The sequence below is a fragment of the Klebsiella sp. 7-CIP_Kleb. genome (assembly GCF_050378655.1).
GTDB classification, from domain to species: Bacteria; Pseudomonadota; Gammaproteobacteria; order Enterobacterales; family Enterobacteriaceae; genus Klebsiella; species Klebsiella quasipneumoniae.
The window spans coordinates 1,361,375-1,387,396 of record NZ_JBNRLJ010000001.1 but is presented as its reverse complement, the minus strand read 5'-3'; the positions used below and the strand labels follow the sequence as shown (position 1 = coordinate 1,387,396).

24 protein-coding genes and 1 tRNA gene are annotated in these 26,022 nt (G+C 57.5%); 14 read left to right on the top strand and 11 right to left on the bottom strand.

Features of this window, described 5'->3' with window-relative positions; all coding sequences use genetic code 11:
* Positions 1-37 precede the first annotated feature (37 nt).
* Complete coding sequence (locus ACQUTI_RS06725) at positions 38-1,234, bottom strand: CynX/NimT family MFS transporter (RefSeq protein ID WP_004202032.1); 1,197 nt, start codon at positions 1,232-1,234, stop codon at positions 38-40.
* Positions 1,231-1,689 carry a nucleoside deaminase gene (locus tag ACQUTI_RS06720; protein WP_049116661.1) on the bottom strand — a complete coding sequence of 153 codons (459 nt, stop codon included), beginning with the start codon at positions 1,687-1,689 and terminating at the stop codon, positions 1,231-1,233. The genes ACQUTI_RS06725 and ACQUTI_RS06720 overlap by 4 nt, the downstream gene beginning before the upstream one ends.
* A gap of 132 nt (positions 1,690-1,821) precedes the next feature.
* Here ACQUTI_RS06720 and cynR point away from each other — a divergent pair, with 132 nt between their 5' ends.
* Complete coding sequence (gene cynR / locus ACQUTI_RS06715) at positions 1,822-2,730, top strand: transcriptional regulator CynR (RefSeq protein WP_108433474.1); 909 nt, start codon at positions 1,822-1,824, stop codon at positions 2,728-2,730.
* Between the two features lie 30 nt (positions 2,731-2,760).
* On the opposite strand, the gene ACQUTI_RS06710 is transcribed toward cynR, so the two are convergent.
* From ACQUTI_RS06710 to ACQUTI_RS06690, 5 genes are all read right to left on the bottom strand, one after another.
* Positions 2,761-3,621, bottom strand: a complete 861-nt coding sequence (locus ACQUTI_RS06710) for a hypothetical protein (RefSeq protein ID WP_100051214.1) — start codon at positions 3,619-3,621, stop codon at positions 2,761-2,763.
* Positions 3,622-3,986: 365 nt separating this feature from the next.
* Positions 3,987-4,469 (bottom strand): WbuC family cupin fold metalloprotein, encoded by a 483-nt coding sequence (locus ACQUTI_RS06705; protein WP_043520206.1) that lies wholly within the window; start codon positions 4,467-4,469, stop codon positions 3,987-3,989.
* Between the two features lie 118 nt (positions 4,470-4,587).
* Positions 4,588-5,925 (bottom strand): sensor domain-containing diguanylate cyclase, encoded by a 1,338-nt coding sequence (locus ACQUTI_RS06700; protein WP_114508333.1) that lies wholly within the window; start codon positions 5,923-5,925, stop codon positions 4,588-4,590.
* 363 nt (positions 5,926-6,288) lie between these two features.
* Positions 6,289-6,363: transfer RNA gene (locus ACQUTI_RS06695), tRNA-Arg, on the bottom strand.
* An 89-nt stretch (positions 6,364-6,452) separates the two neighbouring features.
* Complete coding sequence (locus ACQUTI_RS06690; protein WP_004201800.1) at positions 6,453-7,382, bottom strand: formate/nitrite transporter family protein; 930 nt, start codon at positions 7,380-7,382, stop codon at positions 6,453-6,455.
* 289 nt (positions 7,383-7,671) lie between these two features.
* Between ACQUTI_RS06690 and mlaA the strand changes: the two genes are divergently transcribed.
* Positions 7,672-8,433, top strand: a complete 762-nt coding sequence (mlaA, locus tag ACQUTI_RS06685; RefSeq protein ID WP_135698868.1) for a phospholipid-binding lipoprotein MlaA — start codon at positions 7,672-7,674, stop codon at positions 8,431-8,433.
* Positions 8,434-8,491: 58 nt separating this feature from the next.
* Here the strand turns inward: mlaA and fadL are convergent, their stop codons facing one another.
* On the bottom strand, positions 8,492-9,814 hold the full coding sequence (fadL, locus tag ACQUTI_RS06680; RefSeq protein WP_428923225.1) for a long-chain fatty acid transporter FadL: 1,323 nt from the start codon (positions 9,812-9,814) through the stop codon (positions 8,492-8,494).
* Between the two features lie 373 nt (positions 9,815-10,187).
* Here fadL and ACQUTI_RS06675 point away from each other — a divergent pair, with 373 nt between their 5' ends.
* From ACQUTI_RS06675 to sixA, 4 genes are all read left to right on the top strand, one after another.
* Positions 10,188-10,472, top strand: a complete 285-nt coding sequence (locus tag ACQUTI_RS06675) for a YfcZ/YiiS family protein (RefSeq protein ID WP_428923224.1) — start codon at positions 10,188-10,190, stop codon at positions 10,470-10,472.
* A 158-nt stretch (positions 10,473-10,630) separates the two neighbouring features.
* Complete coding sequence (gene fadI, locus ACQUTI_RS06670; RefSeq protein WP_017899503.1) at positions 10,631-11,941, top strand: acetyl-CoA C-acyltransferase FadI; 1,311 nt, start codon at positions 10,631-10,633, stop codon at positions 11,939-11,941.
* A complete protein-coding gene (fadJ, locus tag ACQUTI_RS06665; RefSeq protein WP_023318793.1) occupies positions 11,941-14,085 on the top strand; it encodes a fatty acid oxidation complex subunit alpha FadJ in 2,145 nt (714 codons plus the stop codon). Before fadI ends, fadJ begins: the two co-directional genes overlap by 1 nt.
* A 209-nt stretch (positions 14,086-14,294) precedes the next feature.
* Positions 14,295-14,780, top strand: a complete 486-nt coding sequence (sixA, locus tag ACQUTI_RS06660) for a phosphohistidine phosphatase SixA (protein ID WP_004201794.1) — start codon at positions 14,295-14,297, stop codon at positions 14,778-14,780.
* 18 nt (positions 14,781-14,798) lie between these two features.
* Here the strand turns inward: sixA and smrB are convergent, their stop codons facing one another.
* On the bottom strand, positions 14,799-15,350 hold the full coding sequence (smrB, locus tag ACQUTI_RS06655; protein WP_004201792.1) for an endonuclease SmrB: 552 nt from the start codon (positions 15,348-15,350) through the stop codon (positions 14,799-14,801).
* 167 nt (positions 15,351-15,517) lie between these two features.
* Between smrB and prmB the strand changes: the two genes are divergently transcribed.
* From prmB to ACQUTI_RS06625, 6 genes are read left to right on the top strand one after another with little or no spacing between them, the layout of a single operon-like run.
* Positions 15,518-16,450, top strand: coding sequence for a 50S ribosomal protein L3 N(5)-glutamine methyltransferase (prmB, locus tag ACQUTI_RS06650; protein ID WP_254465678.1), 933 nt, complete (start codon positions 15,518-15,520; stop codon positions 16,448-16,450).
* Between the two features lie 42 nt (positions 16,451-16,492).
* Positions 16,493-17,578 carry a chorismate synthase gene (aroC, locus tag ACQUTI_RS06645; RefSeq protein ID WP_017899506.1) on the top strand — a complete coding sequence of 362 codons (1,086 nt, stop codon included), beginning with the start codon at positions 16,493-16,495 and terminating at the stop codon, positions 17,576-17,578.
* Between the two features lie 2 nt (positions 17,579-17,580).
* A complete protein-coding gene (mepA, locus tag ACQUTI_RS06640) occupies positions 17,581-18,405 on the top strand; it encodes a penicillin-insensitive murein endopeptidase (RefSeq protein WP_004201788.1) in 825 nt (274 codons plus the stop codon).
* On the top strand, positions 18,405-19,214 hold the full coding sequence (locus ACQUTI_RS06635) for a sulfite exporter TauE/SafE family protein (protein WP_004201787.1): 810 nt from the start codon (positions 18,405-18,407) through the stop codon (positions 19,212-19,214). Before mepA ends, ACQUTI_RS06635 begins: the two co-directional genes overlap by 1 nt.
* A complete protein-coding gene (locus ACQUTI_RS06630; protein WP_017899508.1) occupies positions 19,214-19,762 on the top strand; it encodes an elongation factor P hydroxylase in 549 nt (182 codons plus the stop codon). Before ACQUTI_RS06635 ends, ACQUTI_RS06630 begins: the two co-directional genes overlap by 1 nt.
* A 31-nt stretch (positions 19,763-19,793) precedes the next feature.
* A complete protein-coding gene (locus tag ACQUTI_RS06625) occupies positions 19,794-20,075 on the top strand; it encodes a YfcL family protein (RefSeq protein WP_017899509.1) in 282 nt (93 codons plus the stop codon).
* A gap of 61 nt (positions 20,076-20,136) precedes the next feature.
* Here the strand turns inward: ACQUTI_RS06625 and mnmC are convergent, their stop codons facing one another.
* Positions 20,137-22,125: a bifunctional tRNA (5-methylaminomethyl-2-thiouridine)(34)-methyltransferase MnmD/FAD-dependent 5-carboxymethylaminomethyl-2-thiouridine(34) oxidoreductase MnmC gene (mnmC, locus tag ACQUTI_RS06620; protein WP_254465677.1), complete on the bottom strand. Its 1,989-nt coding sequence runs from the start codon at positions 22,123-22,125 to the stop codon at positions 20,137-20,139.
* Between the two features lie 158 nt (positions 22,126-22,283).
* On the opposite strand from mnmC, the gene fabB reads away from it, so the two are divergent.
* The gene (gene fabB, locus ACQUTI_RS06615; RefSeq protein WP_002913291.1) at positions 22,284-23,504 is read left to right on the top strand and encodes a beta-ketoacyl-ACP synthase I; all 1,221 of its coding nucleotides are present in this window, start codon (positions 22,284-22,286) and stop codon (positions 23,502-23,504) included.
* Between the two features lie 209 nt (positions 23,505-23,713).
* Positions 23,714-24,889: an MFS transporter gene (locus tag ACQUTI_RS06610; RefSeq protein ID WP_049092826.1), complete on the top strand. Its 1,176-nt coding sequence runs from the start codon at positions 23,714-23,716 to the stop codon at positions 24,887-24,889.
* Between the two features lie 86 nt (positions 24,890-24,975).
* Here the strand turns inward: ACQUTI_RS06610 and flk are convergent, their stop codons facing one another.
* On the bottom strand, positions 24,976-25,953 hold the full coding sequence (gene flk / locus ACQUTI_RS06605) for a flagella biosynthesis regulator Flk (RefSeq protein WP_017899511.1): 978 nt from the start codon (positions 25,951-25,953) through the stop codon (positions 24,976-24,978).
* Positions 25,954-26,022 lie beyond the last annotated feature (69 nt).

Genomic DNA, 26,022 nt, shown 5'->3' with positions numbered 1-26,022 from the left:
TTGGCGCGCGGCTTTCACGTTGCCACGCGCCGCCGGTTTAATGCAGATCAGAGGCGCGCTGTCGCCACTCGGCCGGGTAGTGCGCTGGGATAAAGCGCAGCGTGAGCGCCATGAGTAACAGGACACAAAGCGCATGCCAGGACCAGTCAAGGGTGTAGTTCCCGCTCAGGCTACGCAGCAGGCCGGAAAGCCAGGGCGACAGGCCGGCGATGATAAATCCGATACCTTGCATAAAGGCTACCAGCCGGCCGGCCACCGTCGGTTGCCCGGCGTGATCGAGGGCCAGCACCAGGCACAGGGGAAACGCGCCGCCCAGACCCACGCCGCAGGCGAGGGCCCAAAGCGCTGGGAAGTGCTGCGGCAGCCAGATGAAGCCGCAGAACCCAATCAGCTGTAGCGCCAGAGCAAGCAGCAGAAGCTGGCGCCGGTCATCCTGGCGAGCCAGCGCCGGCAGCAGCAGCGCGCCCGCGGTTTGCCCAACCGTCAGCAGCGCCAGCAGCGAGCCGCTGTACTGGGCGCTGTCGCCAAGCTGCATATAGTAGGGCGGCAGCCAGGCGATTAGACTGGCGTAGCCGGCGTTGATCAGTCCGAAATAGAGTCCCAGCGTCCAGGCGCGGCGCTGGCCAATAATCGCCACCCGGGGCGCGGCGCTGGTCTGATGCGGGGCGCGGGGCAGGTGCCGACAAATCGCCAGCCAGCTGAACAGGGCGAGGAGGGCGGGGAGCGCCCACCAGGCCAGCGCATCCCGCCATGCTGTGCTATGCGACGCCAGCCATGGCGTAAACGCAGCGCCTAACCCGCCACCGCCCATTAGCGCCGCTGACCATAGCCCCATCACCAGCGGCGTCCGGCGGGCGAACAAGCGCTTAATTACCGCCGGGATGGCAGCCTGGATTATGCCGATGCCAACGCCTCCGGCCAGGGCGCTGGTGAGCAGTAGGCCGCTATTCGGAGCGATTTCCCGCAGCAGGGCGCCCGCCGCGATAATCAGCAAGCTTAGCGCAATGCTACGGTTTTGACCGACATAACGATCGACCGAACCGGCGGCCAGCGCCAGCACGCCCATCGCTATCACCGGCAGGGCGGTCAGTAGCGCGGCCAGGGTATAGCTCATCCCGCTGGCGGCGCGGATCTCCGGAAGCAAAGGGCCGATGGAGGTGAGCAGCGGTCGCATATTTATGCCGATCAGCACCAGGATCCCCAGCGTCAGATTCTGTCGCAATACGGCTTTCATGGCTGCTGTTCCGCCCACCGCTGATAAACTGCCAGCCCCTCCGGCTGCGGGCGATGATGGATCGGCAACGTCTGCTGCGCCAGCGGCTGCTGCAACTGCTGATAAATCGCGGCGGTAGATAGCTGGAAAGGTTCTCCGTCCTGATTGCTGTTGGCGAAAAACACTTCCCGCACGCCAGTTAAATAGAGGGCGCTAAGACACATCGGGCAAGGTTGTCCGCTGGCGTAGATAACGCACTCGCGCAGAACCTCGCTCCCCAGCCTGGCGGCAATATCGCGGACGGCATTTAGTTCGGCATGCGCCGTTGGGTCGCCGCTTAGATGAAAGGTATTGACGGCTTCGGCGATAACCTCGTCATGGCGCACCAGCACGGCGCCAAAGGGACGACCGCCGTGGCTGATGTTGTGGTTTGCCAGCGTTAGGGCGCGCTGGAGATAGCGATCGTGAGCGGACATAGTCACTCCTGCATAAGATGATGTTCAGGGGAAAAAAGGCAACGGGTCGTGCGTAGAGGGTACGTAACTTGTTTCATAAGTTAAAAGACTTATTTATGATTAACCCTAGTTGAATTACTTATAGGTAAGCGGATGCTCCTGCGCCATCTTTCCTACTTTATCGCCGTGGCAGAACACCGTGGCTTTACTCGCGCCGCCGCGGCGCTGCACGTCTCCCAGCCTGCGCTGTCACAGCAGATCCGCCAGCTTGAAGCCATGCTGGAGGTTCAGCTTTTCGACCGTTCTGGCCGTTATACCCGGTTAACCGATGCCGGAGAGATCTGGCTGGAGTATACCCGCCGGGCGTTACGCGATCTTGAGGAAGGGCGGCGCGCTCTGCATGACGCTGAGGATCTACAGCGTGGCAAACTCCGCATTGCCATGACGCCGACCTTCACCACCTATATGCTGGGACCGCTGGTGGAAAACTACTATCGACGCTACCCCGGAGTGAAATTGCTGATTCAGGAGATGAACCAGGAGCGCATGGAAACGATGTTGCTGCAGGATGAACTGGATGTCGGCATTGCCTTTGACGAAAGCCGTTCCCGGGATATTGTCGTTCATCCGCTGCTGACGGAAACCCTCGCGTTGGTGGTGAGCCGCAGTCATCCTCTGGCCAGAGAGAGCGCGCTCCGGCTGCAGGCGCTCGACGCGCAGCCGCTGATTTTACTGAGCAGCGAGTTTGCCACCCGGGAGCAGATCGATCGTTATTGCCGTCGTCATCGGCTCGAACCTGACGTGCGGATGGAGGCCAACTCTATCGGCGCCGTTATGTCGGTCATTCGGCGCACGCCCCTTGCGACACTGCTGCCGGCGGCGATCGCCGGGCAGTTTGATGATGTAGTGGCTATTGAGCTCGAACCTGCGCTGCTGCAGCGAACGGCCTGTTTGCTACAGCGCAGGGATGCATGGCAGAGCGCCGCGGCACGCGAATTTATCGCCCTGGCGCGGGAGATTGCGCTAACGCTTGAGCAGGAAAACCGCCTGCCTCCTGCCTGACGGCCTGCGTCGCTCGGCGGCGAGCCTGGACTAACGGTGGGTTGCGCTGCTGAAGTCGGCCTCATCGGGCAGGACATCCTCTCTCAGCATGACTTCCTCCTTAAGCCTTTCCAGCACGTGATGAAAGAGCTGGGTCTTGTCTGGCTCAGCCATCTTCTGCAATTTCACATTAAATAAAGTATGGGACTGAATTAGATCGTGGATAAATTCCAGCAGTACCTCACTTTGCGGAAGGGAGGTTAATTCCTGATGGATATAACCGGTTTGTTGCCGTAGCGGATTTTTTGTGACATCCATCGGTCGGGCGCTAATGCTATGGGCAAATATTTTCTCAATTGCCTGACTGGTAATATAGAGCCGGTTCAATGACAGGGTGGGGTTTTCTGCCTCCTGCGGAATGAAGTGACAATATACAAACGGTTTCTCAGGCAGCATCATGCTGAGCCTGTTTTCATGATGAATATCGTCAGGCGCCTCCAGTAACGCCATTAAATTCCGGCTGTGCGGATGCCAGAGACCTGACGCAGTGACCTTGACGTTGAACTGCGTGACGGTATTCCCGCGCAGGGTTTCCATGACGGGAATATCGCCATCAAGCCGCAGAATGCTATGGACATGAGAGTGTGGCGACCAGAAGGTTTCCATCGTCTCCGATGAATTGAGTGGATTAAATGTGCTGGTTACTTCTTTTTCCTGATGAGAAAGGACGGCGAGTTTTAATGTTCCCCGCGTCGGGTTAAGCTTCAGGCATAGATTGATCGCGCCGATATCATGCCAGTGAAGAATGTCTTCAATTTCGCAGTTTAATAATTTTTGCGCCCGGGGGAGAGAGCAATACTCCATTGGCGGTAAATTATTTAATTTCCAGATATTCCGTTCTGTTATATTCATAAGTTTTTTTGTTGCTAAAAAAATAGCGGTTAGTATTGGGCGTAATCATCTAACAGCCACGTTTTATTGCCTGGGCTCCCTGACCTGATTAATGAAAAGCATTCACGTTGAGAATATTATATCGATAAGTTGATTATTCTTATTGTTACGTCAGATATTAACTTGACTGCGTAATCCTATCATTTGTTTCGCTCGAGAAAAATAGTTTGCTTAGCGCCTGAATACAACACTTTTTTGTTATTTTTTATTAATGACTCCGACGAGGGAGAACACAGCATGAGGAAAATGCGGCTCTCGAGATAAATGCCATGACGACAGGGATAACGCAAACGGACGCTCTCGGCATCCGTTTGCGGCGGCCATGCTTATCGGCTGACAGAGGGATAGCGATCCCCCGGCTGCGCGATGGCATACCAGGCCATCATCTCCGCGGTTCCCGGCTGCCCTTCGGCTGGCGCCCAGTCCATGGTGTCGATTTCAGCAAGCGGCTGATAAGCGCCTTGTTTGACTTCAAATACCATTCCTCCTGCGTCAAGTGAGAGCACCGTATGCCAGGTGCCGGGCTCCATTTCCAGGGCCGTGCAGGTTTCACCCAGCACCACCCGGTTAGTAATCACGCCATGGTCATCAAAATTTAGCACCACAAAGCGGCCTTTCAGCGACAGCAAAAGTTCAAAAGTATGTCGGTGCCGGTGCGGGCGGATATAGGTGCCGGGTTCCATAGCGATAGCCAGGCGCTGCACCGGATCGCTCAGCTCAGGGTGAAAATTGCGATGGGCACGTAAGCGCGGGGAAGTGGCTGCCGCTTCGCTCTGCTGCTGCATATCGCTAAGGGTGATCTGTTTCATACCAACGCCTGGCTCCTTTGTTGTCCAGAGAGTGTTGAATCGGCAGGGCGGCAGGTTGACGCCCAGGCCACGCGATATTGTACGCAGAAAGTGTGTTGCTGTCGGTTAATTGTCGAGGCTATCGAGTACAGGAGGACTTCTGCCAGGCAACCACACAATTCCTTCCTGCTTTTTTTGCCCGGTACAGGGCGTCGTCGGCGCGGTTAAGTAATTCAGTCTCTACCGTTTTAGGATCCTCCGTAGTGGCAAGGCCGATACTGATCGTGACGCTCTCGGGGAGTTTAACCCTGCTGCTGACGTCGCCTGGGGAGATAATAGCCTGGCGAATCCGCTCGGCGATGAGTTGCGCCTGCTGTTGGCCGACGTCAGGCAGTAATAGTGCAAATTCCTCGCCGCCTGTTCTGGCCACAATATCATCTCTTCGAACCTGATCCTGAAGAACCCAGGCTACATACTGAATAACAAGATCTCCCTGAAAGTGGCCATATTTGTCATTTATGCGTTTGAAATGATCGATGTCGCATAACAAGATAGACAATGGTTTTTGCACAGAGACCCGTTGCATTTTTTTTGTCAGCGCAAGGTAAAAATAGCGACGGTTGTACAGCTGCGTCAGATAATCATGAATCGAGTTCTGATAGGCATTCTCATATTTATTGTTGGATAATTGATAAAGCTTAAACGCATTAAGGAAAATAATAATAATAAAGATCAGGGTGCCCAGCGTTTCGAAAAGCCTCGCTTTATACCATGTGTTTTCGCTAGCGACATCTGCGGTTGTTAAGAAAGAGAAGGTTAAGATATAAACGAAGCAGTAAAAATAGATTCCTGTCCAGAATATATTTCTGAAGCGGGTTAATGCAATCGTCGTGAAAAAGAGGAGCGTCCACATGTAAACCATTATATTACTGGCTAAGCGTATCGTTGGTTCATACAAGTGCATTGAGGCAAATCCAACAATCAGGACGATAGCTAAAGTAAGGCTTATGCAGGCAAAGGTAATAATAATGTGGTTATGGGAGGCCAGCAGGCGATGAGAACGAAATCTGTATACTAATGCCGCGGTGATGATTTGGGTGAGTGTTAAGGCGTTGCGGTAAAAGTAATACCGCAGAAATTCATTGTATGAGATTGAGTCGTTGAGATTGCAATAAAACAGTTTGCTGTAATTTTGTAACGCAAGAATCATCATTATGGCAGAGCCAATAAAGGCACAGGCTACTGGTATGAGAAACAGACAGCGTTTATCACTTAAGTATTTTAAAGCGATAGTTATTGATATTAAAAAGTAAAATATCAGAATAATAAGGGTCATGCCGTAAAACAACAACGGCGCCGGGGTCGTTATCGTGTTAATGTAGGTTGTGGTAAAATTAATTAAGCAAAATAGCGCCAGTATAGATACAATAAAAAACAACGGTGTCCGGAGCGTTGATGAGGCTGAAGGCCTGTTCATTAGGTCATACCTGTCAGGGTAAGAAAACTATGTTGTTATGATCGTGAATATCAATATTGTGAATGACGGTGAGGAGGGAGTAGTATGCTTTTCGTGCGGTTGCTGCTGACGATATCATTACGTTTTACAACTCTTCTTTTCCTGTGAGTCTTTCATTTTATTTGTAAAATGATCACTGGTGTTTTCCTCTTTTTAAAAAGAGGAATGGCGCAACGGGTTTTATATCTATAAATAAATCACTTTGTGCGTTAACAGGGAGGGGCATTGATGATCAGGTCGGTACTAGCTTGAGTGAACTATCTACCGGAGCTGCAGAAAAATCATCAAAAATCGCCGTGGATCCGTCATAAAACAGGAGGGGCGTGGTGTCCCCTGCAGGAATCGAACCTGCAACTAGCCCTTAGGAGGGGCTCGTTATATCCATTTAACTAAGGGGACAAGGCGGCACGAGTATAGCGTTTTTCGCCCGCCTGAGTAAGTGCCATACCGTCTGACTGCTTAAACCCTCGCCATTCTGAGCGCTTTTTTTATGCCCGGTCGGCGTTTTTGGCTTTTCCGGCGGCCTGCGCGCGGGCTTCTGCTTTTCGCTTGTTGCTCATGTCGTTACGGATCTGCGCATGGCTCAACAGCGCGAAGATGAAGGTTCCGCCGCAGATATTTCCCGCCAGCGTCGGCAGGGCGAACGGCCAGATGAAGTCGCTCCAGGGAAGGCTTCCGTTAAATACCAGATAGAGGATCTCTACCGAGCCCACCACGATATGGGTGGTATCCGCCAGGGCGATAAGCCAGGTCATCAGAATGATCACCACGATCTTGGCGGCGCCGGCAAGGGGAAACATCCAGACCATGGTGGCGACCAGCCAGCCGGAAATAATCGCATTGGCGAACATCTCCGTCGGGCTGTTTTTCATCACATCTTCGGCGATGCTGACGAAGGCCTGGCGGGTCGGCTCATCAAAAACAGGCATATAATTGAAGGCCCATGCGGCCACCGCGGTGCCGATGAGATTGCCCGCCAGTACCACCGACCATAGCCGCATCAGCAAACCGACGTTTCCGGGGGTGGGATTGTGCATCACCGGCAGTACGGCGGTGACCGTGTTTTCCGTGAACAGCTGCTGGCGGGCCATAATCACGATAATAAAGCCGAAGGTATACCCGAGGTTCTCGAGTAAAAATCCGCCAGGGATCCCCTCCAGCTTGACGTGAAAAATCCCTTTCGCCAGCAGGGAGGCGCCCATCGACAGACCGGCCGCAATCGCCGACCACAGCAGGGCCAGCGCATCGCGCTCCATCTCTTTTTCCCCTTCCTGGCGAATATGTTCATGGATCGCCATCGCCCGAGAGGGAAGGCGATCTTCGTCAACTTCTATCTCTTCACCGCGCTGTTTTTCTTCACTTTCGACCTCGCGTTCGTCATCCGCAGGCTTTAATTTGTTATCGTCTGGTTCATCCATTTCACGGCCCTCGCTGACAAGTTATCTAGTTAAAGCGTAGCGGCTTTCCCTGGCGACTGGCTGGGGATACTCTTAAATCGCAAAAATGGTTACGCCAGATTTTTATCGCTCCGCTAGAATAGGAGCCCCGCGATCTCGTTATTCCCAGGCTATGATCAAATCAACAACTTGGGTGATATAGACATCGTTCAACGTGCTGTTACAATCGCTCACATCTTTACGGGCGGAAACGTTGTCTTTCCGTCATGGATGGCAACTCGCGATAGCCATAAAAACCAGGGAGACATCTATGAATTATCGCCTGTCGGCGCTTGCGCTTGGCGCCACATTGCTGGTGGGATGTGCCAGTTCCAGCTCTGGCGATCAGCCGCAGGGGCGCTCAGACCCGTTAGAAGGGTTTAACCGCACGATGTTCAATTTCAACTTTAACGTGGTTGATCCTTACGTGCTTCGTCCCGTCGCGGTGGCATGGCGTGACTATGTTCCGCAGCCGGCGCGCAATGGCTTAAGTAACTTCACCAGCAACCTGGAAGAGCCGGCGGTGATGGTGAACTCCTTCCTGCAGGGCGACCCCTATAAAGGGATGGTCCACTTTACCCGCTTCTTCCTGAACACCATCCTCGGGATGGGGGGGCTGATCGATGTCGCCGGGATGGCTAATCCGCAGCTGCAGCGCGTTGAACCGCATCGTTTCGGCAGCACGCTTGGCCACTATGGCGTCGGCTATGGTCCGTATGTGCAACTGCCATTCTACGGCAGCTTTACCCTGCGCGACGAAGGCGGCGATATGGCCGATGGCCTCTATCCGGTGCTCTCCTGGCTGACCTGGCCGATGTCGATCGGCAAATGGGCGGTGGAAGGCATTGAAACACGCGCTCAGCTGCTGGATTCCGACGGCCTGCTGCGCCAGTCTTCCGATCCTTACATTATGGTGCGTGAAGCTTACTTCCAGCGTCATGACTTTATCGCCAACGGCGGTAAGCTGACCCCGGCGGACAATCCGAACGCCCACGCCATTCAGGATGAACTGAAAGATATCGATTCACAGTAATCGGCAAAGAAAAAAAGGGTGAACATGATGTTCACCCTTTTTTGTTGTGTGCCGCTTATCAGAAGCGGTAGTTGAAGTTGGCGCCGTACAGCCAGGCGGTCCCTTCGGAGCGGAAGGTATACGGGCCTTCCTTGATTTCAATATGCTGCCCGTGCATATAGGAAATCCCGACGTCAACCGACGCATCCTTGTTGAACGCGTAGGTGGTACCCGCGCTCAGCCACAGGCGATCCTGATCCGGAATGGAAATGGAGCGATTGTTGGCTGGTACCGGGCTGTCATCGAAGGCGATACCGGTGCGGAAGGTCCAGTTATCGTCATAATAATAGGTGGTCCCCAACGCAAGTCGGTAGGCGTCCTTAAAGCCTTCCTCTTTATAGAACAGCGTCTGGCCGTTGCTGCCGGTGGCTTTCAGCTCCTGGAACTGACTCCAGCTGGTGTAGGTCAGACTGTAGTGGACCGCCCACTGCGGCGCTACGCGGTTATAACCCGACAGCTCCCACATTTCCGGCAGGTTAAGGGTCAGTGAACCGTCGGTGGTTTGGCCATTAGTACCTGCTGGCAGACCGAAGTTGCCGAGGATCTGGTTATAGGCTGCCGGCAGGCTGCTGCGGTAGTTACCGTCGAAGTCGATCTTGACCTCGGAACGGTAGGTTAAACCGTAGCGGTTATTTTTATCCAGCTCGTAGAGGATACCGGCGTTCCAGCCAAAGCCCCAGGCGTTGCCGTTAAGATGGGCGATCTGCGTGTCGGCCGGGATCTTCGCTACCTGGCCCGCCAGCGCCGGCGGCAGCGCGCCCGAGCCAGCGACAATCTGCCCCAGATCGCCAGCATAGCGCTCGATCTTCGCCTTAGCGTAGACCGCGTCAAAGCCTAAGCCGAAGCTCCAGTTGCTGTCGAGACGGTAGGCGCCGCTCAGGTTAAAGTTCGCGGTGGTCAGGTCGGTTTTCCCGCCCATGCTGCCGGCGGCATAGTCATCGTTGTATTCGGTTGCCAGGCCGTAGTTGGAGGTGATGGACGCCCCCCAACCAAACTGATCGTTAATCGGCGCGACAAAGTGGAAGTTAGGTACCCACGCCGTCGGGGCGATATTGTCTGCATTCAGGCTTTTGCCGGTGGGTGAAGTCCCGGAGACATTGACGCCCGGATCGACAAAAACGGCGCCCGCCGACATGGTCGGACGGTCAAACATCATAATTAATGCCGGGTTACGACTGGCATTGCCTGCATCGTCTGCGATAGCCCCTTCACCGGAATAGGCCCGACCCAGCCCTGATGAAGAGAATTCGTTGAGCTGGAAGCCTGCTGACCAGGCCTGGGTGGAAACAAGTGCGACAGCCACTGCAAGGGCAGATTGGGTAAAGCGGGTTTTCTGGCTCATGCCCATAACCTCATTGAGTTATTTTTTTTTAAACTATGTTACATGCCGTAACAGAAGCGCGGAAGTGTAGGGTCTGCGGTACAACAGAGAAATCAGACCAGTGCGCTGAGTATAGGTCTGACCAGATGAGTTGTTGCAAGTTTGTTTATGAAGTTTTTCAATTGTGATAACAGAAACGCGATCCAGCTGGCAAAATTGTCGGGGGGAAGGAGAGAGAGAAAAGGTGATTTTTGTTTTAGATCATTTTTAAGTGTGATTTCTGTCACTTAACGCCGCGATGGCGATTATCGGCTGGAGGCAGACCAGGGAGCGGGCGTAAAATAGGCACATAAATTGTCTGGCACCGCAGGTGCATATCCAGAGGAAATCTACGATGAGTAAATGTAGAGCTGATGAAACCCCGGTTTGCTGCTGTATGGATGTTGGGACCATTGTCGACAACACCGACTGCACCGCCTCATACAGCCGCGTATTCGCCAACCGTGCGGAAGCAGAGCAAATGCTCGCCGCGCTGAGCGAAAAAGCCCGCAGTGTGGAATCTGAACCGTGCAAGATTAATCCCGTCTTCGCCGACGTTGACGGCGGCGTACAGCTGGATATCGATTTTGTGTTTAGCTGTGAGGCCGAATCCCTGATCTTCCAGTTGGGTCTGCGTTAATCCCTCCGCTTAACGCCCCGTGAAAGGGGCGTTATCTTTTCCGTTCAATGTGTTTTGGCTCGCAATTTTTCGCTTCCCCGATTGGCTTAATGTAAAAAATTAGTTAACAATGCTATCAGGTCAGACCACTTGTTTGTCTTGGTTAACAGGGGAGAGTTATGAGTCAGGCATTACCGCTTATCACCCGGCAGGGCGATCGCATTGCCATTGTCACAGGGTTACGCACGCCGTTTGCGCGTCAGGCGACGGCATTTCATGGCATTCCCGCCGTTGATTTAGGAAAAATGGTGGTTGGCGAAATGCTGGCGCGCAGCGACATTCCTGCGCAAGCCATTGAGCAACTGGTCTTTGGTCAGGTCGTGCAGATGCCGGAGGCGCCGAATATCGCCCGGGAAATTGTGCTCGGTACCGGAATGAGCGTGCACACCGACGCTTACAGTGTCAGTCGCGCCTGCGCCACCAGCTTCCAGGCCGTGGCGAATGTCGCCGAAAGCCTGATGGCCGGCACCATCCGCGCCGGTATCGCCGGCGGTGCCGACTCCTCCTCTGTGTTGCCTATCGGCGTCAGCAAAACGCTGGCCCGCGCGCTGGTAGATGCGAACAAAGCCCGCACGCTGAGCCAGAAACTGAAGCTGTTTTCCCGCCTGCGGCCGCGCGACCTGCTGCCGGTTCCCCCGGCGGTTGCTGAATATTCAACCGGCTTACGGATGGGCGATACCGCCGAGCAGATGGCGAAAAGCTGGGGGATCACCCGGGAACAACAGGATGCGCTGGCACATCGTTCACACCAGCTGGCAGCGAAAGCCTGGGAGGAGGGCAAGCTGTCCGCAGAGGTGATGACCGCCTATGCTTCTCCCTTCCGCGAACCGCTGGAGCAGGATAACAATATCCGTAAAAATTCAACCCTCGCGGATTACCAAAAGTTACGTCCGGCCTTCGACCGTAAACATGGCACCGTTACCGCCGCCAACAGCACGCCGCTGACGGATGGCGCGGCGGCGGTGATCCTGATGACCGAGTCGCGGGCCAAAGAGCTGGGTCTGACGCCGTTGGGTTATCTGCGCAGCTATGCCTTTACCGCCATCGATGTCTGGCAGGATATGCTGCTGGGGCCCGCATGGTCCACGCCGCTGGCGCTGGAGCGCGCTGGCCTGACGCTGGCGGATCTCACGCTTATCGATATGCACGAAGCTTTCGCCGCGCAGACGCTGGCCAATCTCCAGTGTCTGGCAAGCGACCGCTTTTCCCGCGAGGTGCTGGGCCGCGCGCAGGCCACCGGTGAGGTGGATGAGAGTAAATTTAACGTCCTCGGCGGCTCTATCGCCTACGGTCACCCCTTTGCCGCCACCGGCGCGCGGATGATCACCCAGACGCTGCATGAGCTGCGGCGACGGGGAGGGGGATTTGGTCTGGTGACGGCCTGCGCGGCAGGCGGTCTGGGCGCGGCGATGATTGTGGAGGCTGAATAATGGATACTGTTTCCGCTTTTAAGCTTGAGGTCCGTGCGGACAAAATCGCGGTGATCACCATTGATGCTCCGGGTGAAAAAATGAATACCCTGAAGGCCGAGTTCGGCAATCAGGTGCGGGGACTGATACGCCAGATACGCGACGATAAGTCGGTGCGCGGCGTGGTATTTATCTCCGCCAAAGCCGATAACTTTATCGCCGGCGCAGACATCAACATGATTGCCCGCTGCCGCAGCGCGCAGGAGGCGGAAGCGCTGGCGCGCCAGGGGCAGCAGATTATGGCCGAAATCCATGGCTTGTCGATTCCGGTCATTGCCGCCATCCATGGCGCCTGTCTGGGCGGCGGACTGGAGCTGGCGCTGGCCTGCCATGGCCGCATCTGTAGCGATGACGAAAAAACCCGACTCGGGTTGCCGGAGGTACAGCTTGGTCTGCTGCCGGGTTCCGGTGGGACGCAGCGTTTACCGCGGCTAATCGGCGTCAGCACGGCGCTGGATATGATGCTCACCGGCAGGCAATTACGGCCGCGCCAGGCGCTGAAGGCCGGTCTGGTGGACGAGGTGGTGCCGCAGACAATTTTACTGCAGGCGGCGGTGGAGCTGGCGCTGAAGGGACGTCCGACCAGCCGCGAGGTGCCGGTTCGCGAACGCGTGCTGGCGGGCCCCCTCGGTCGCCATCTGTTATTTCAGTACGTCGGCAAGCAAACGCAGCGCAAGACCCAGGGCAACTACCCGGCGGTGAAGCGAATTTTGCAGGTCGTCGAGAATGGTCTGGCCCACGGCTGCAGCAGCGGTTACGCCGAAGAGGCCCGCGCGTTTGGCGAACTGGCGATGACCCCGCAGTCGCAGGCGCTGCGATCGATCTTCTTTGCCAGTACCGATCTGAAAAAAGACCGTGGCGCCGAGGCGGAACCAGCTCCGCTGAGAAGCGTTGCAGTACTGGGCGGCGGCCTGATGGGCGGGGGGATCGCCTATGTGACCGCCTGTAAAGGCGGACTGCCGGTGCGAATTAAAGATATTCAGCCGAGCGGGATCAACCACGCCTTAAAGTACAGCTGGGATCTGCTGAACAAACAGGTTCGCCAGCGCCGACTGCGCCCCAGCGAGCGCGATCGTCAGCTGGCGCTGATCACCGGCACTACCGACTATCAGGGCTTTGCCCATCGCGACGTGGTGATTGAGGCGGTATTCGAAGACCTGGCGCTGAAACAGCGGATGGTCAGTGAAGTGGAGCAAAACGGCGGGCCGCAGACTATCTTTGCCTCGAATACGTCGTCGTTACCAATAGGCGATATAGCCGCCCATGCCAGCCACCCTGAGCGGGTGGTCGGCCTGCACTTTTTCAGTCCGGTGGAGAAAATGCCGCTGGTTGAGGTGATCCCGCATAAGGGAACCGATCCGCAGACCATTGCCACGGTGGTGCAACTGGCTAAACGTCAGGGGAAAACGCCGATCGTCGTGGCGGACAAAGCGGGCTTCTATGTGAACCGCATTCTCGCGCCGTATATAAATGAAGCGATGCGTCTGCTGGTGGAGGGAGAACCGGTTGAGGTGATTGATAAGGCCCTGGTGAAATTCGGTTTTCCGGTGGGACCGGTTCAACTGCTGGATGAGGTGGGTATCGATACCGGCACCAAAATTATTCCCGTACTGGAGAATGCCTTTGGAGAACGTTTTAGCCCGCCTGCAAACATCATTGACGCGATTTTGAAGGACGATCGCAAAGGTAGAAAAAATAATCGTGGTTTCTATCTTTATGAGATAAAAGGGCGTAAAAGCAAAAAACGGCCCGACCCGGCAGTCTATCCGCTGCTGGGCATCGACCGCCCGCAGTCGCGGTTGTCCGCGCAGCAGGTGGCCGAGCGCTGTGTGATGCTGATGCTTAACGAGGCGGCGCGCTGCTTTGATGAGCAGATCATCCGTAGCGCGCGCGATGGTGATATCGGCGCCGTATTTGGTATAGGGTTTCCGCCATTTCTTGGCGGCCCGTTCCGGTATATGGATACTATCGGCGCGGGTGAAGTTGCCGCGATCCTGCAGCGCCTGGCCGCCCAGTACGGCCCACGTTTTACACCCTGTGACACTTTGTTACGCATGGCCGAACAGGGGACCACCTTTTGGCCAGCGGATGAACGGCTGACCTAAGTTGTGGTCAAAGAAGGTAAATCCGGCTGCGGATGACGCTGTTGATTGGCTGTTTTGTAAACAATCATTGACTATACTTACGCCATTGAGGTAAAAAACAGCGTTTCATTCGTTGAATGGATCAGGCACAATGCCCGGCCACCGGGTTGCCTGCGTATTGTCTTCGCAGGCTAAATTTCGGTGCTTCTGGTTAACAAAAGCGGTGCAATATGCAAGTTTTTATTATGCGTCACGGCGACGCTGCCCTCGATGCAGCCAGCGACTCGGTTCGTCCATTAACCGTATGCGGTTGTGATGAGTCTCGTCAGATGGCAACCTGGCTGAAAGGTCAAAAAGTGGATATTGAGCGCGTTCTTGTCAGTCCCTATCTGCGTGCGGAACAGACGCTGGATATTGTTGGGGAGTGCATGAACCTGCCGAAACATGTCGACGTGATGCCGGAACTCACGCCGTGCGGCGATGTAGGTATGGTGAGCGCCTATCTGCAGGCGCTGGCAAATGAAGGCGTGGCGACGGCGCTGGTCGTCTCCCACCTGCCGCTGGTGGGGTACCTCGTCTCAGAGCTGTGCCCGGGGGAAACGCCCCCTATGTTCACCACCTCGGCTATCGCCTGCGTCAATCTGGACGCCGACGGCAAGGGTGAATACCTCTGGCAGAAAAGCCCCTGCAACCTCAAAATGGCCAACGCCATCTGACGGCCCCGGAGCTCGCCGTCAAGGCAGCTCCGGTGGTTGCCACTCCTCGACCTCAATCAGAATCAGCAGTGCGGCGTCACCGCCGTACTCTTTTGGCGCCTGATGAAAAGCCATAATGTGTGGATGCTGCGCCAGCCACAGCGGGGTTTGCTGTTTGAGAATGTGCTTGCCGTGCCCGTGCATCACGCAGGCGCAAAACACATGCTCGCGGCGGCAGGCGGCAATCAGCGCGCCCAGTTCCTGTTTGGCCTGCTGCTGGGTGAGCCCATGCAAATCGAGAAACAGTTCCGGCGAATAATCCCCACGGCGCAGCTTTTTCAGCTCAAAATGGCTGACGTCGGCGCGGACATATTTCGTCGAGCCTTCGGTATTCAGTAGCGGCTGAAACTCATCGGAAAAATAGTGGCTGTTGTCGGCCTGTTCCTGCAACAGACGCTTAGGGGCAACCTCGGTGATTTTCTTGCGCTGCGGGCGGTGCACGATGGTGTCCTGTTTGATCTTCCGCGTGCCGGTCATCAGCTGACGGAACAGCGCCTGATCCTCCTCGCTAAGCGATGTCTTCTTTTTCATTGTCCGCTCTCATTAATACTTTGCGCTAGTTTACCCGACTCAATATCCCTTCGGGCAAGGAAAACCTGTTTTTTCCCCCGCCACCCTACGCAAGAATGCTGATTTATCGCCGTCTTCATGGCACACTAGCCGCCGAATTTATAGCAGAGTGTGCCCTGGAGGATGTCGTGGATAAAATTTTTGTTGATGAGGCAGTCAATGAGCTGCATACCATTCAGGACATGCTGCGCTGGGCGGTAAGCCGTTTCAGCGCTGCTAATATCTGGTACGGTCACGGGACTGACAACCCGTGGGACGAGGCGGTACAGCTGGTGCTGCCTTCGCTGTATCTGCCGCTGGATATCCCGGAAGATATGCGCACTGCGCGCCTGACCTCCAGCGAGAAACACCGCATTGTAGAGCGGGTGATTCGCCGCGTGAACGAGCGTATTCCCGTCGCCTATCTGACCAACAAAGCGTGGTTCTGCGGCCATGAGTTTTACGTTGATGAGCGGGTGCTGGTGCCGCGCTCCCCGATCGGCGAACTGATCAATAACCAGTTTGCCGGTCTAATTAACCATAAGCCGCAGCATATCCTTGATATGTGCACCGGCAGCGGCTGCATCGCCATCGCCTGCGCCTATGCCTTCCCGGAAGCCGAAGTCGACGCCGTGGATATCTCCCCGGACGCGCTGGCCGTCGCCGAGCACAACGTGGAATCCCATGGCCTGATCCATCACGTGACCCCGATCCGTTCCGACCTGTTTCGCGATCTGCCGAAGCTACAGTACGATCTGATCGTCACTAATCCGCCGTATGTTGATGAAGAGGACATGGCCGACCTGCCGGAAGAGTATGAGCATGAGCCGGTTCTGGGTCTGGCCTCCGGAAGCGATGGCCTGAAGCTGACGCGCCGCATCCTCGGCAATGCGCCGGATTATCTCAGCGACGACGGCATTCTGATTTGTGAAGTCGGTAACAGCATGGTACATCTGATGGAGCAGTATCCGGACGTGCCGTTTACCTGGCTTGAGTTTGATAACGGCGGCGACGGCGTCTTTATGCTGACCAAACAGCAGCTGATTGACGCTCGCGCGCACTTCAGTATTTATAAAGACTAAAAAAAACAACACGCCAACATAACGACAAATAATGGAGCCGTGATGGCAGGAAATACAATTGGACAACTCTTTCGCGTCACCACCTTCGGCGAGTCGCACGGCCTGGCGCTTGGCTGCATCGTTGATGGTGTGCCGCCGGGCATTCCGCTGACCGAAGCCGATCTGCAGCACGACCTCGATCGTCGTCGCCCGGGCACCTCGCGTTACACCACGCAGCGTCGCGAGCCGGATCAGGTCAAAATCCTCTCCGGCGTCTTCGAAGGCGTCACCACCGGGACCAGTATCGGGCTGTTGATTGAGAACACCGATCAGCGTTCGCAGGATTACGGCGCGATCAAAGATCTGTTCCGTCCTGGCCATGCGGATTACACCTACGAACAAAAGTATGGTCTACGCGACTATCGTGGCGGCGGTCGCTCCTCCGCCCGCGAAACCGCGATGCGCGTGGCGGCCGGGGCGATTGCCAAAAAATTCCTCGCCGCGAAGTTCGGCATCGTCATTCGCGGTTGCCTGACGCAGATGGGCGACATTCCGCTGGCCATTAAGGACTGGGAACAGGTTGAACAGAATCCCTTCTTCTGCCCGGATCCGGAGAAAATCGACGCTCTCGATGAACTGATGCGCGGTCTGAAAAAAGAGGGCGACTCCATTGGCGCCAAAGTTACCGTCGTCGCCGACGGCGTACCGCCGGGCCTTGGCGAGCCGGTCTTTGACCGCCTTGACGCCGATATCGCCCATGCGCTGATGAGCATCAACGCCGTGAAAGGCGTGGAGATTGGCGACGGTTTCGAGGTGGTGAAGCTGCGCGGCAGCGAAAACCGCGATGAGATCACCAAAGCCGGATTCCAGAGCAACCACGCCGGCGGCATTCTTGGCGGCATCAGCAGCGGTCAGCAGATCGTTGCCAACATCGCGCTGAAGCCGACCTCCAGTATTACCGTTCCCGGTCATACCATTAACCGCTTTGGCGAAGAGGTGGAGATGATCACCAAAGGGCGTCACGATCCGTGCGTCGGCATTCGCGCCGTACCGATCGCTGAGGCCATGCTGGCGATCGTTTTAATGGATCATTTTATGCGTCAGCGCGCGCAGAATGGCGACGTGACGACGACAATTCCACGCTGGTAACCATGAAAAACACCGTTATCGCCCTGTTGGCGCTGCTGGCCAGCGCCGGCAGCCTGGCCGCCACGCCATGGCAGAAGATATCCCAGCCAATCGGCGGCAGCGCGCAGTCGATTGGCGCGTTCTCCAATGGCTGTATCGTTGGCGCCGAGGCGCTGCCGCTGAACGCTGTCGGCTATCAGGTGATGCGTACCGATCAGCGGCGCTACTTCGGTCATCCGGATCTGATTCAGTTTATTCAGCGCCTGAGCAATCAGGTGCACAATAAAGGCATGGGGACCGTGCTGATTGGCGACATGGGGATGCCGGCAGGCGGCCGTTTTAACGGCGGCCACGCCAGCCATCAGACGGGCCTCGATGTCGATATCTTCCTCCAGCTGCCGCAGACGCGCTGGACATCGTCCCAGCTGCTGAAGCCGCAGGCCCTGGATCTGGTCGCCAGCGATGGCAAACGCGTGGTACCGTCGCTGTGGAGTCCGCAAATCAGCCAGCTGATCAAGCTGGCGGCGGAAGATAGCGAGGTGACCCGCATCTTCGTCAACCCGGCGATTAAACAGCAGCTGTGCCTGGACGCGGGAAGCGACCGCCAGTGGCTGCGCAAAGTTCGTCCCTGGTTCCAGCATCGCGCCCATATGCACGTCCGTCTGCGCTGCCCGGCAGGCAGCCTGGAGTGCGAAGATCAGGCGCCACCGCCGGCCGGCGATGGCTGCGGAGCGGAGCTGCAGAGCTGGTTCGAGCCACCTAAACCCGGGTCTACCCCACCTGTGAAGAAGACGCCGCCGCCGTTGCCGCCTTCCTGCCAGGCGCTACTGGATGAGCATGTGCTGTAATGGATAGTTTTATCGAGTTGTTTTCCGTATCGCCGCTGGTGCTGGTGGTGCTTTTTTTTGTCGCCATCCTGGCCGGTTTTATTGATTCACTGGCCGGGGGCGGGGGCTTACTGACCGTGCCAGCGCTTATGGCGGCAGGCATGCCGCCGGCCCAGGCGCTGGCGACCAATAAGCTGCAGGCCTGCGGCGGATCGCTGTCGGCGACCCTCTACTTTGTCCGGCGCAAGGTGGTCAATCTCGCCGATCAGAAGCTGAATATTCTGATGACCTTTATCGGTTCAACCGCCGGCGCGCTGCTGGTCCAGCACGTGCAGTCCGATATTCTTAAGCAGATCCTGCCGTTGCTGGTGATCGGCATCGGTCTCTATTTTCTGCTGATGCCGAAACTGGGCGAAGCGGACCGGCAGCGTCGGCTCTACGGTCTGCCGTTTGCGCTGGTCGCTGGCGGCAGCGTCGGGTTTTACGACGGTTTTTTCGGCCCCGGCGCCGGTTCGTTTTATGCGCTGGCGTTTGTCACCCTCGCCGGGTTTAACCTGGCGAAGTCGACGGCCCACGCCAAACTGCTCAACGCCACCTCGAACGTCGGCGGCCTGCTGCTGTTTATTATCGGCGGGAAGGTTATCTGGGCCACCGGCTTTGTGATGATGGCCGGACAATTTATTGGCGCCCGCGCCGGCTCCCGGCTGGTGCTGAGTAAAGGGCAATCGCTGATCCGACCGATGATCGTTATCGTCTCGGCGGTGATGAGCGCGAAGCTTCTCTACGACAGCCACGGGGCGGAGATTTTGCAGTGGTTGGGAATTCATTAATGCAACAGCAACACCATTATCAGCAGCTGATCGATCTCTTCGATAGCTGCTTTGCCGCAGATTTTAATACTCGCCTGGTGAAAGGCGACGATGAGCCGATCTACCTTCCGGCAGACGATGGCACGCCATATCACCGTATCGTCTTCGCGCACGGTTTTTTTGCCAGCGCCCTGCACGAGATCTCCCACTGGTGTATCGCCGGCAAAGCCCGCCGCGAGCTGGTGGATTTCGGCTACTGGTACTGCCCGGACGGTCGCGATGCAATGACCCAAAGCCAGTTTGAGGACGTCGAGGTGAAACCGCAGGCCCTGGAGTGGCTGTTCTGCGTGGCGGCGGGATTTCCGTTTAACGTCAGCTGTGACAATCTGGAAGGTGACGTCGAACCCGATCGCATCGCCTTTCAGCGCCGGGTACATGCCCAGGTGATGACTCTGCTTGAACAAGGGATCCCCGAACGTCCGGCGCGTCTTATTCGCGCACTACAACACTATTATCAAACGCCGCCATTGACGGCAGAACACTTTCCGTGGCCGGAAGACCTGCACTAAGGCCACACATTACATGACAAGAGGTAAGACGATGATCGCGGAGTTTGAATCACGCATTCTGGCGCTGATTGACAACATGGTAGACCACGCCAGTGATGATGAACTGTTTGCCGGCGGTTATCTGCGCGGCCACCTGACGCTGGCGGTGGCTGAGCTGGAAGGTGAGGGCGAGCATTCAGCTGAAGCGATACACAGCAAAGTCAGCCATAGCCTGGAGAAAGCCATCGGCGCTGGCGAGCTGTCGCCGCCGGACCAAATTCTGGTGCAGGGCATGTGGGAAAACCTGTATCTGCAGGCGAAAAATCAGGCCTGAGCCATGTTGTAGCCCGGGTCAGGCGTCAGCCGTACCCGGGAAATAGCCTGCCCTCATGGTTTTATTTCACCGCTTTTCCCTTCAGCAGTTTTCTCACCCATAGCCGATTCGGATTCAGCGCCGCCAGGGTGTCGCTATCCAGCGGCAGCGGTTCAGCGCTCATCTGCGCCGCCAGTATCTCAGCGCTTAACGGCGCGGTGCAAATGCCTCGCGATCCGAGGGCGCCAAGCATAAACAGGTTATGAAAGATCGGCGCGCTACCGGCGCTATCCTGCCGTTCGTGGAGGTCGGCGTATTGCGTCAATGTCGCCGCATAGTCCGGGACGTTGCCGACCATCGGCAGATGATCGCGGGTGGCGCAGCGCACGCCGCAGCGGGCGTCACTGGCGCTGATATCCACGTCCTGCGGCCACTCCGCGCCCGGGAAGCAGTCGATCAGCCGTTGCCGGTTGTGCTGCTGATCTTCTTCGCTGAAGGTGGTGTCGGTTTTGCCGCGATGGTAGCTGGCGCCAATACAATGCTGCTGGTTTTGCGGATTCTGCGGCGTCAGGTAGCCATCGTAGCACAGCACCTGGCGCAAGGCGGAAAGCCGCGGGGTGGTGGGTATATGGCTGACCTGGCCACCCACGGGATAGACGGGCAACGGCGCGGTTTGCGCAAAATCCGCGATGCGGTGGCCGTTGGCCAGCACGACCGCCTGATGATAGCGCTGGTGGTTGAGCAGCCAGCCATCGCCTTCCACACTCAGCGTCTCGACCTGATAACCATAATGCACGTGCAGACCGCGAGTTGCCGCCAGCGCCAGCAGCTCGGCGGTGAGCTGCTGTGGACACAGCCAACCGCCGGCCGGATAGGTTATGCCGCCGCAGCCGGTCTCGACGCCGGTCAGCTCCGCGGCCTGATCCGCCGTCACCGCGCAGGCGATATCAGGGGGCAACTCCAGGGCCAGCATCTGGGCGATTTTGTGCGCGCTTTTTTCATCCCAGCCAAGCTGGGTGACCCCGCACCATTGATGATCGAACAGCACCGGCAGCGCGTCGTAGGTGCGGCGGGCGAAGGTAAAGGCGGCCGGGAAAAAGCGCGCCAGCGCCGGATCGTGCTGGCTTAACAGCGGGTAGAGCGCGCCCTGGCGATTACCGGAGGCGCCCTGCGCCGGGGCGTCGTCCGCGCAGTAGAGGGTCACCTGCCAGCCGCGACGCAGCAGCGCCAGGGAGAGCAGGGCGCTGGCGATACCGCCGCCGACGATGGCCGCTTCGCGGGCCTCGCTGCCGCGGCGGGCGAACCAGGGCGCGCGCGCCGGAAAGGCCAGCGTTTGCGCCATCTCGCCGGTCAGCATCTCCCGTTTGCGGCCGAAGCCCTTGGTTTTACGCAGAGTAAATCCGGCTTCCTGCAGGCCGCGGCGGACAAAACCGGCGGAGGTAAAAGTGGCCAGCGTTCCGCCGGGACGCGCCAGGCGCGCCATGGCATTGAACAGATCCTGGGTCCACATGTCGGGATTTTTTGCCGGGGCAAAGCCGTCGAGAAACCAGGCGTCCACCTGCTGATTCAGCGAATCATCCAGCTCTCTGGTCAGCTCGTTGATATCGCCAAACCACAGATCGAGCGTCACCCGTCCGCCGTCGAGCAGCAGACGATGGCACCCGGCGAAGGCCGAAGGCCATTGCGCCTGCAGCTGTTCTGCCCATGGGGCCAGCTCTGGCCAGCGCTGGTGCGCCAGGCGGAGATCTTCCGCCTTCAGCGGATATTTCTCAAAACTGATGAAATGTAACCTTTGCAGGGTAACGTCCGGGTTATCGCGAATAAAAACGTCAAACGCCTGCCAGAGGGTGAGGAAATTGAGCCCGGTGCCGAAGCCGCTCTCCGCGACGATCAACAGCGGGCGAGGGTGGCTGGAGAAGCGCTCCGGCAGGCGATTACCGCCGAGAAAGACGTAGCGCGTCTCTTCCAGACCGTTGTCATTGGAAAAGTAAACATCGTCGAAATCTCGGGAAACAGGTGTACCCTCAGCATTGAATTCCAGGTTGGCGGGTTGTATAGCGTTTTGTTTCACGTAAGTTACTCGAATCACAAGGCGTAGCGCGATCTTAGCGATGTGTGCCTGAGGGCGCAAATTTATACACAAAATGTCTGATCGGACTTGTTCGGCGTACAAGTGTACGCTATTGTGCGACACGAAACTTAAAATAGTGCGACTTACAGAGGTATTTAATGAAACGTGCAGTGATTACTGGCTTGGGCATCGTTTCCAGCATCGGTAATAACCAGCAGGAAGTCCTGGCATCTCTGCGTGAAGGACGTTCAGGGATCACTTTCTCTCAGGAGCTTAAAGATTCAGGGATGCGCAGCCACGTATGGGGCAACGTTAAACTGGATACCACTGGCCTCATTGACCGCAAAGTAGTGCGCTTCATGAGCGACGCCTCCATCTATGCTTACCTGTCCATGGAACAGGCCGTTGCCGACGCAGGTCTGGCGCCGGAAGCATACCAGAATAACCCGCGTGTCGGCCTGATCGCAGGCTCCGGCGGCGGCTCCCCGAAATTCCAGGTCTTCGGCGCTGATGCCATGCGTAGCCCGCGTGGTCTGAAAGCCGTGGGTCCGTATGTGGTCACCAAAGCGATGGCTTCCGGCGTTTCCGCCTGCCTCGCCACGCCGTTTAAAATCCACGGCGTTAACTACTCCATCAGCTCCGCCTGCGCCACTTCCGCACACTGCATCGGTAATGCGGTAGAGCAGATTCAGCTGGGCAAACAGGATATCGTCTTTGCCGGCGGCGGCGAAGAACTGTGCTGGGAAATGGCCTGCGAGTTCGACGCCATGGGCGCGCTGTCCACCAAATACAACGACACTCCAGAAAAAGCCTCCCGCACCTATGACGCCAACCGTGACGGCTTCGTTATCGCCGGCGGCGGCGGTATGGTCGTGGTGGAAGAGCTGGAACATGCTCTGGCGCGCGGCGCGCACATCTATGCCGAAATCGTCGGCTATGGCGCAACCTCCGATGGCGCAGACATGGTAGCTCCATCGGGTGAAGGCGCAGTGCGCTGTATGCAGATGGCGATGCACGGCGTGGATACCCCGATCGACTACCTGAACTCTCACGGCACCTCCACGCCGGTCGGCGACGTGAAAGAGCTGGGCGCGATCCGCGAAGTGTTCGGCGATAACAGCCCGGCTATCTCGGCGACCAAAGCGATGACCGGCCACTCGCTGGGCGCGGCGGGCGTACAGGAAGCTATCTACTCCCTGCTGATGCTGGAGCACGGCTTTATCGCGCCGAGCATCAACGTCGAAGAGCTGGACGAGCAGGCAGCCGGCCTGAACATCGTCACCAAACCGACTGACGCTAAGCTGACCACCGTGATGTCCAACAGCTTCGGCTTCGGCGGCACCAACGCCACGCTGGTGATGCGTAAATACAACGCCTAATCAGCACGCGATGCACTGAGGGGAGCCACCGGCTCCCCTTTTTTGTCATCTTGACAGGGTAAGGTCCCGCAGGCACACTGCTGGCGGATCCATTAGTCTCTCCACTAATGCGTAAGCGTTTAACGTCAACCAACGCGCCTTAACCCTGATAGTCAGGTGGAGGGGGCGTGTCGCTTTGCTCGCCTTACTCTGCGAATCTGGAGTAATGCATGTCCGCAGTCACTGAAACAACATCTCATTCTTCCGCGAATTTTTCGCTTTTTCGCATTACATTCGCCGTCTTTTTGACCTATATGACCGTCGGTTTGCCGCTGCCGGTGATCCCGCTGTTTGTCCATCAGGAGCTGGGATTTGGTAACACTGTGGTCGGCGTGGCGGTGGGGATCCAGTTCCTCGCCACCGTTCTTACCCGCGGCTACGCCGGGCGTCTGGCAGACCAGTACGGCGCCAAACGTTCCGTCCTGCAGGGGATGCTGGCCTGCGCCCTGGCCGGTGCGGCCTGGCTGGCCGCTGCGCTGCTGCCGCTGCCGGTGTTCGCGAAGCTGGGCCTGTTGCTGCTGGGCCGCCTGATCCTCGGGTTTGGCGAAAGCCAGCTGCTGACCGGCAACCTGAGCTGGGGGATGGGCCTGGTGGGGCCGGCCCGCTCCGGCAAAGTGATGTCATGGAACGGCATGGCGATGTACGGTTCGCTGGCGGTGGGCGCCCCGCTGGGATTGTTAATATATAGCCATTTTGGCGTGGCGGTCCTCGCCGGCGTCACCATGGCACTGCCGCTCGTCGCCTGGCTCATCAACGGGACGGTGCGCAAAGTGGCGGCGCACGGAGGCGAGCGGCCTTCACTGTGGAGCGTCATCGGCATGATCTGGCGGCCGGGGATTGGCCTGGGCCTGCAGGGCGTTGGCTTTGCGGTGATCGGCACCTTCGTCTCCCTCTATTTTGCCAGCCATCACTGGCCGATGGCCGGCTTTACCCTGACGGCGTTTGGCGGCGCTTTTGTGCTGATGCGGGTGCTGTTCGGCTGGATGCCGGATCGGTTTGGCGGCGTTAAAGTGGCGATGGTCTCGCTGCTGATAGAGGCGGTCGGTCTGACGCTGCTGGGGCTGGCCTCGGGCGTCTGGGTAGCGCTGGCCGGCGCGGCGCTGACCGGATGCGGCTGTTCGCTTATTTTCCCGTCGCTTGGCGTGGAGGTGGTGAAGCGCGTCCCGGCGCAGGTGCGCGGCACTGCGCTCGGCGGCTATGCGGCCTTTCAGGATATCTCTTATGGCCTGACCGGGCCGCTGACCGGTCTACTGGCCACTTCGCTGGGCTACTCGTCGGTATTTCTTGCCGGCGCCCTCTGCGCGGCGCTGGGGATCCTCGTCACCCTCATCTCATTTCGCCGCTAGGTTGTTGTCCGGCCTGAAACCGCTGTAGTCAACACCGTGGCGTTTGGCATGAAAGGGAGCCGTGAACGCCACCTGTGCCTGCTGGGCTACAGCAGGAGCCACAGCACCAGGAGCAGGACAACCGCTCCCAGCGCCAGCTGCCAGGGCTTAGCGGCCCATGTCCGCCGGGTCACGGGCTCCTCCTGCGGGATCGCCAGCGTCTCCTGGGCGCGGGCTACCCGCAGCACAAACACCTTGTTCAACAGCGCCAGGATCTGCGCCGGGCTCAGCGTGGTCTGCGGCGTAACCTGCCAGTTGCGACGGGCAAAGTCGACAATCTTCTGCCACTCTGCGGCCTCCAGCGGCTGCTTGAGCGCTCCCTGCAGCGAGGTCAACGTCGGCGCGGTTTGCGCGCTGAGGGTCTGCCGCGCCTGTAGCCAGTAGGAAAGCGGCGTGAAGTGCGTCGCCGGGATCAGCTCCCCGGACTTGACGCCGCAAAGTTCCAGCATGGACTGCCAAATCAGCTTGCTTGGTTCGCCAGTGGCGGCCGCCAGCTTCGTCACCAGCTGATTGAGCGTGTTGTGCTCGGCTGGCAACAGCGGGCGGAGGGTCGGCGGGCGCTGCTGCGGCTGCGGGATAGACAGCTGACCACGTTGCAGCAGATGCAGAATGTGTTCCAGTTGCGTCTGGCTGAGGGCATGCAGCGCCGTTTGCCCATAATGCTGACGAATATAATCGCTCACCGCCTGACGGTTATTGCCCTGGCCGAGCAGATCGCTGAGCTGCGCCAGGGTCTGGCGATGATGATGATTGTCCTGCGCGGCGGCTAAGCGCTGGTTGAGACTGGCCTCTGCGGCGCTGAAATGGCGGGCCAGCAGGGGCGTGTCGCCTTTTAGTCCGAGATCATGTTTGACGCAGGCCCACACTTCCGCATTCTGCTGCGAGGTCAGCGCCACCAGGCGCGTGATCAATCGCTCCAGGACGGTGCGTTGCTGCATGGAAAGCGAAGGTTCGCCGGTGGCGGCAGTGCCTGATGGGCCTCGCCCAGGAGGACGGTCTGGCATATCTGCAAGGGGGTGCGTCATGATTCATCCTTTCGATATCGCGGTACTGGAACCAGGTGATGAGTATGCCTGGCGGCCAGATTATGGCAC

Coding starts and splice junctions, on each gene's coding strand:
- ACQUTI_RS06725 (WP_004202032.1), bottom strand. CDS start 1,234: ATGAAAGCCGTATTGCGACAGAATCTGACGCTGGGGATCCTGGTGCTG.
- ACQUTI_RS06720 (WP_049116661.1), bottom strand. CDS start 1,689: ATGTCCGCTCACGATCGCTATCTCCAGCGCGCCCTAACGCTGGCAAAC.
- cynR (WP_108433474.1), top strand. CDS start 1,822: ATGCTCCTGCGCCATCTTTCCTACTTTATCGCCGTGGCAGAACACCGT.
- ACQUTI_RS06710 (WP_100051214.1), bottom strand. CDS start 3,621: ATGAATATAACAGAACGGAATATCTGGAAATTAAATAATTTACCGCCA.
- ACQUTI_RS06705 (WP_043520206.1), bottom strand. CDS start 4,469: ATGAAACAGATCACCCTTAGCGATATGCAGCAGCAGAGCGAAGCGGCA.
- ACQUTI_RS06700 (WP_114508333.1), bottom strand. CDS start 5,925: ATGAACAGGCCTTCAGCCTCATCAACGCTCCGGACACCGTTGTTTTTT.
- ACQUTI_RS06690 (WP_004201800.1), bottom strand. CDS start 7,382: ATGGATGAACCAGACGATAACAAATTAAAGCCTGCGGATGACGAACGC.
- mlaA (WP_135698868.1), top strand. CDS start 7,672: ATGAATTATCGCCTGTCGGCGCTTGCGCTTGGCGCCACATTGCTGGTG.
- fadL (WP_428923225.1), bottom strand. CDS start 9,814: ATGAGCCAGAAAACCCGCTTTACCCAATCTGCCCTTGCAGTGGCTGTC.
- ACQUTI_RS06675 (WP_428923224.1), top strand. CDS start 10,188: ATGAGTAAATGTAGAGCTGATGAAACCCCGGTTTGCTGCTGTATGGAT.
- fadI (WP_017899503.1), top strand. CDS start 10,631: ATGAGTCAGGCATTACCGCTTATCACCCGGCAGGGCGATCGCATTGCC.
- fadJ (WP_023318793.1), top strand. CDS start 11,941: ATGGATACTGTTTCCGCTTTTAAGCTTGAGGTCCGTGCGGACAAAATC.
- sixA (WP_004201794.1), top strand. CDS start 14,295: ATGCAAGTTTTTATTATGCGTCACGGCGACGCTGCCCTCGATGCAGCC.
- smrB (WP_004201792.1), bottom strand. CDS start 15,350: ATGAAAAAGAAGACATCGCTTAGCGAGGAGGATCAGGCGCTGTTCCGT.
- aroC (WP_017899506.1), top strand. CDS start 16,493: ATGGCAGGAAATACAATTGGACAACTCTTTCGCGTCACCACCTTCGGC.
- mepA (WP_004201788.1), top strand. CDS start 17,581: ATGAAAAACACCGTTATCGCCCTGTTGGCGCTGCTGGCCAGCGCCGGC.
- ACQUTI_RS06635 (WP_004201787.1), top strand. CDS start 18,405: ATGGATAGTTTTATCGAGTTGTTTTCCGTATCGCCGCTGGTGCTGGTG.
- ACQUTI_RS06630 (WP_017899508.1), top strand. CDS start 19,214: ATGCAACAGCAACACCATTATCAGCAGCTGATCGATCTCTTCGATAGC.
- ACQUTI_RS06625 (WP_017899509.1), top strand. CDS start 19,794: ATGATCGCGGAGTTTGAATCACGCATTCTGGCGCTGATTGACAACATG.
- fabB (WP_002913291.1), top strand. CDS start 22,284: ATGAAACGTGCAGTGATTACTGGCTTGGGCATCGTTTCCAGCATCGGT.
- ACQUTI_RS06610 (WP_049092826.1), top strand. CDS start 23,714: ATGTCCGCAGTCACTGAAACAACATCTCATTCTTCCGCGAATTTTTCG.
- flk (WP_017899511.1), bottom strand. CDS start 25,953: ATGACGCACCCCCTTGCAGATATGCCAGACCGTCCTCCTGGGCGAGGC.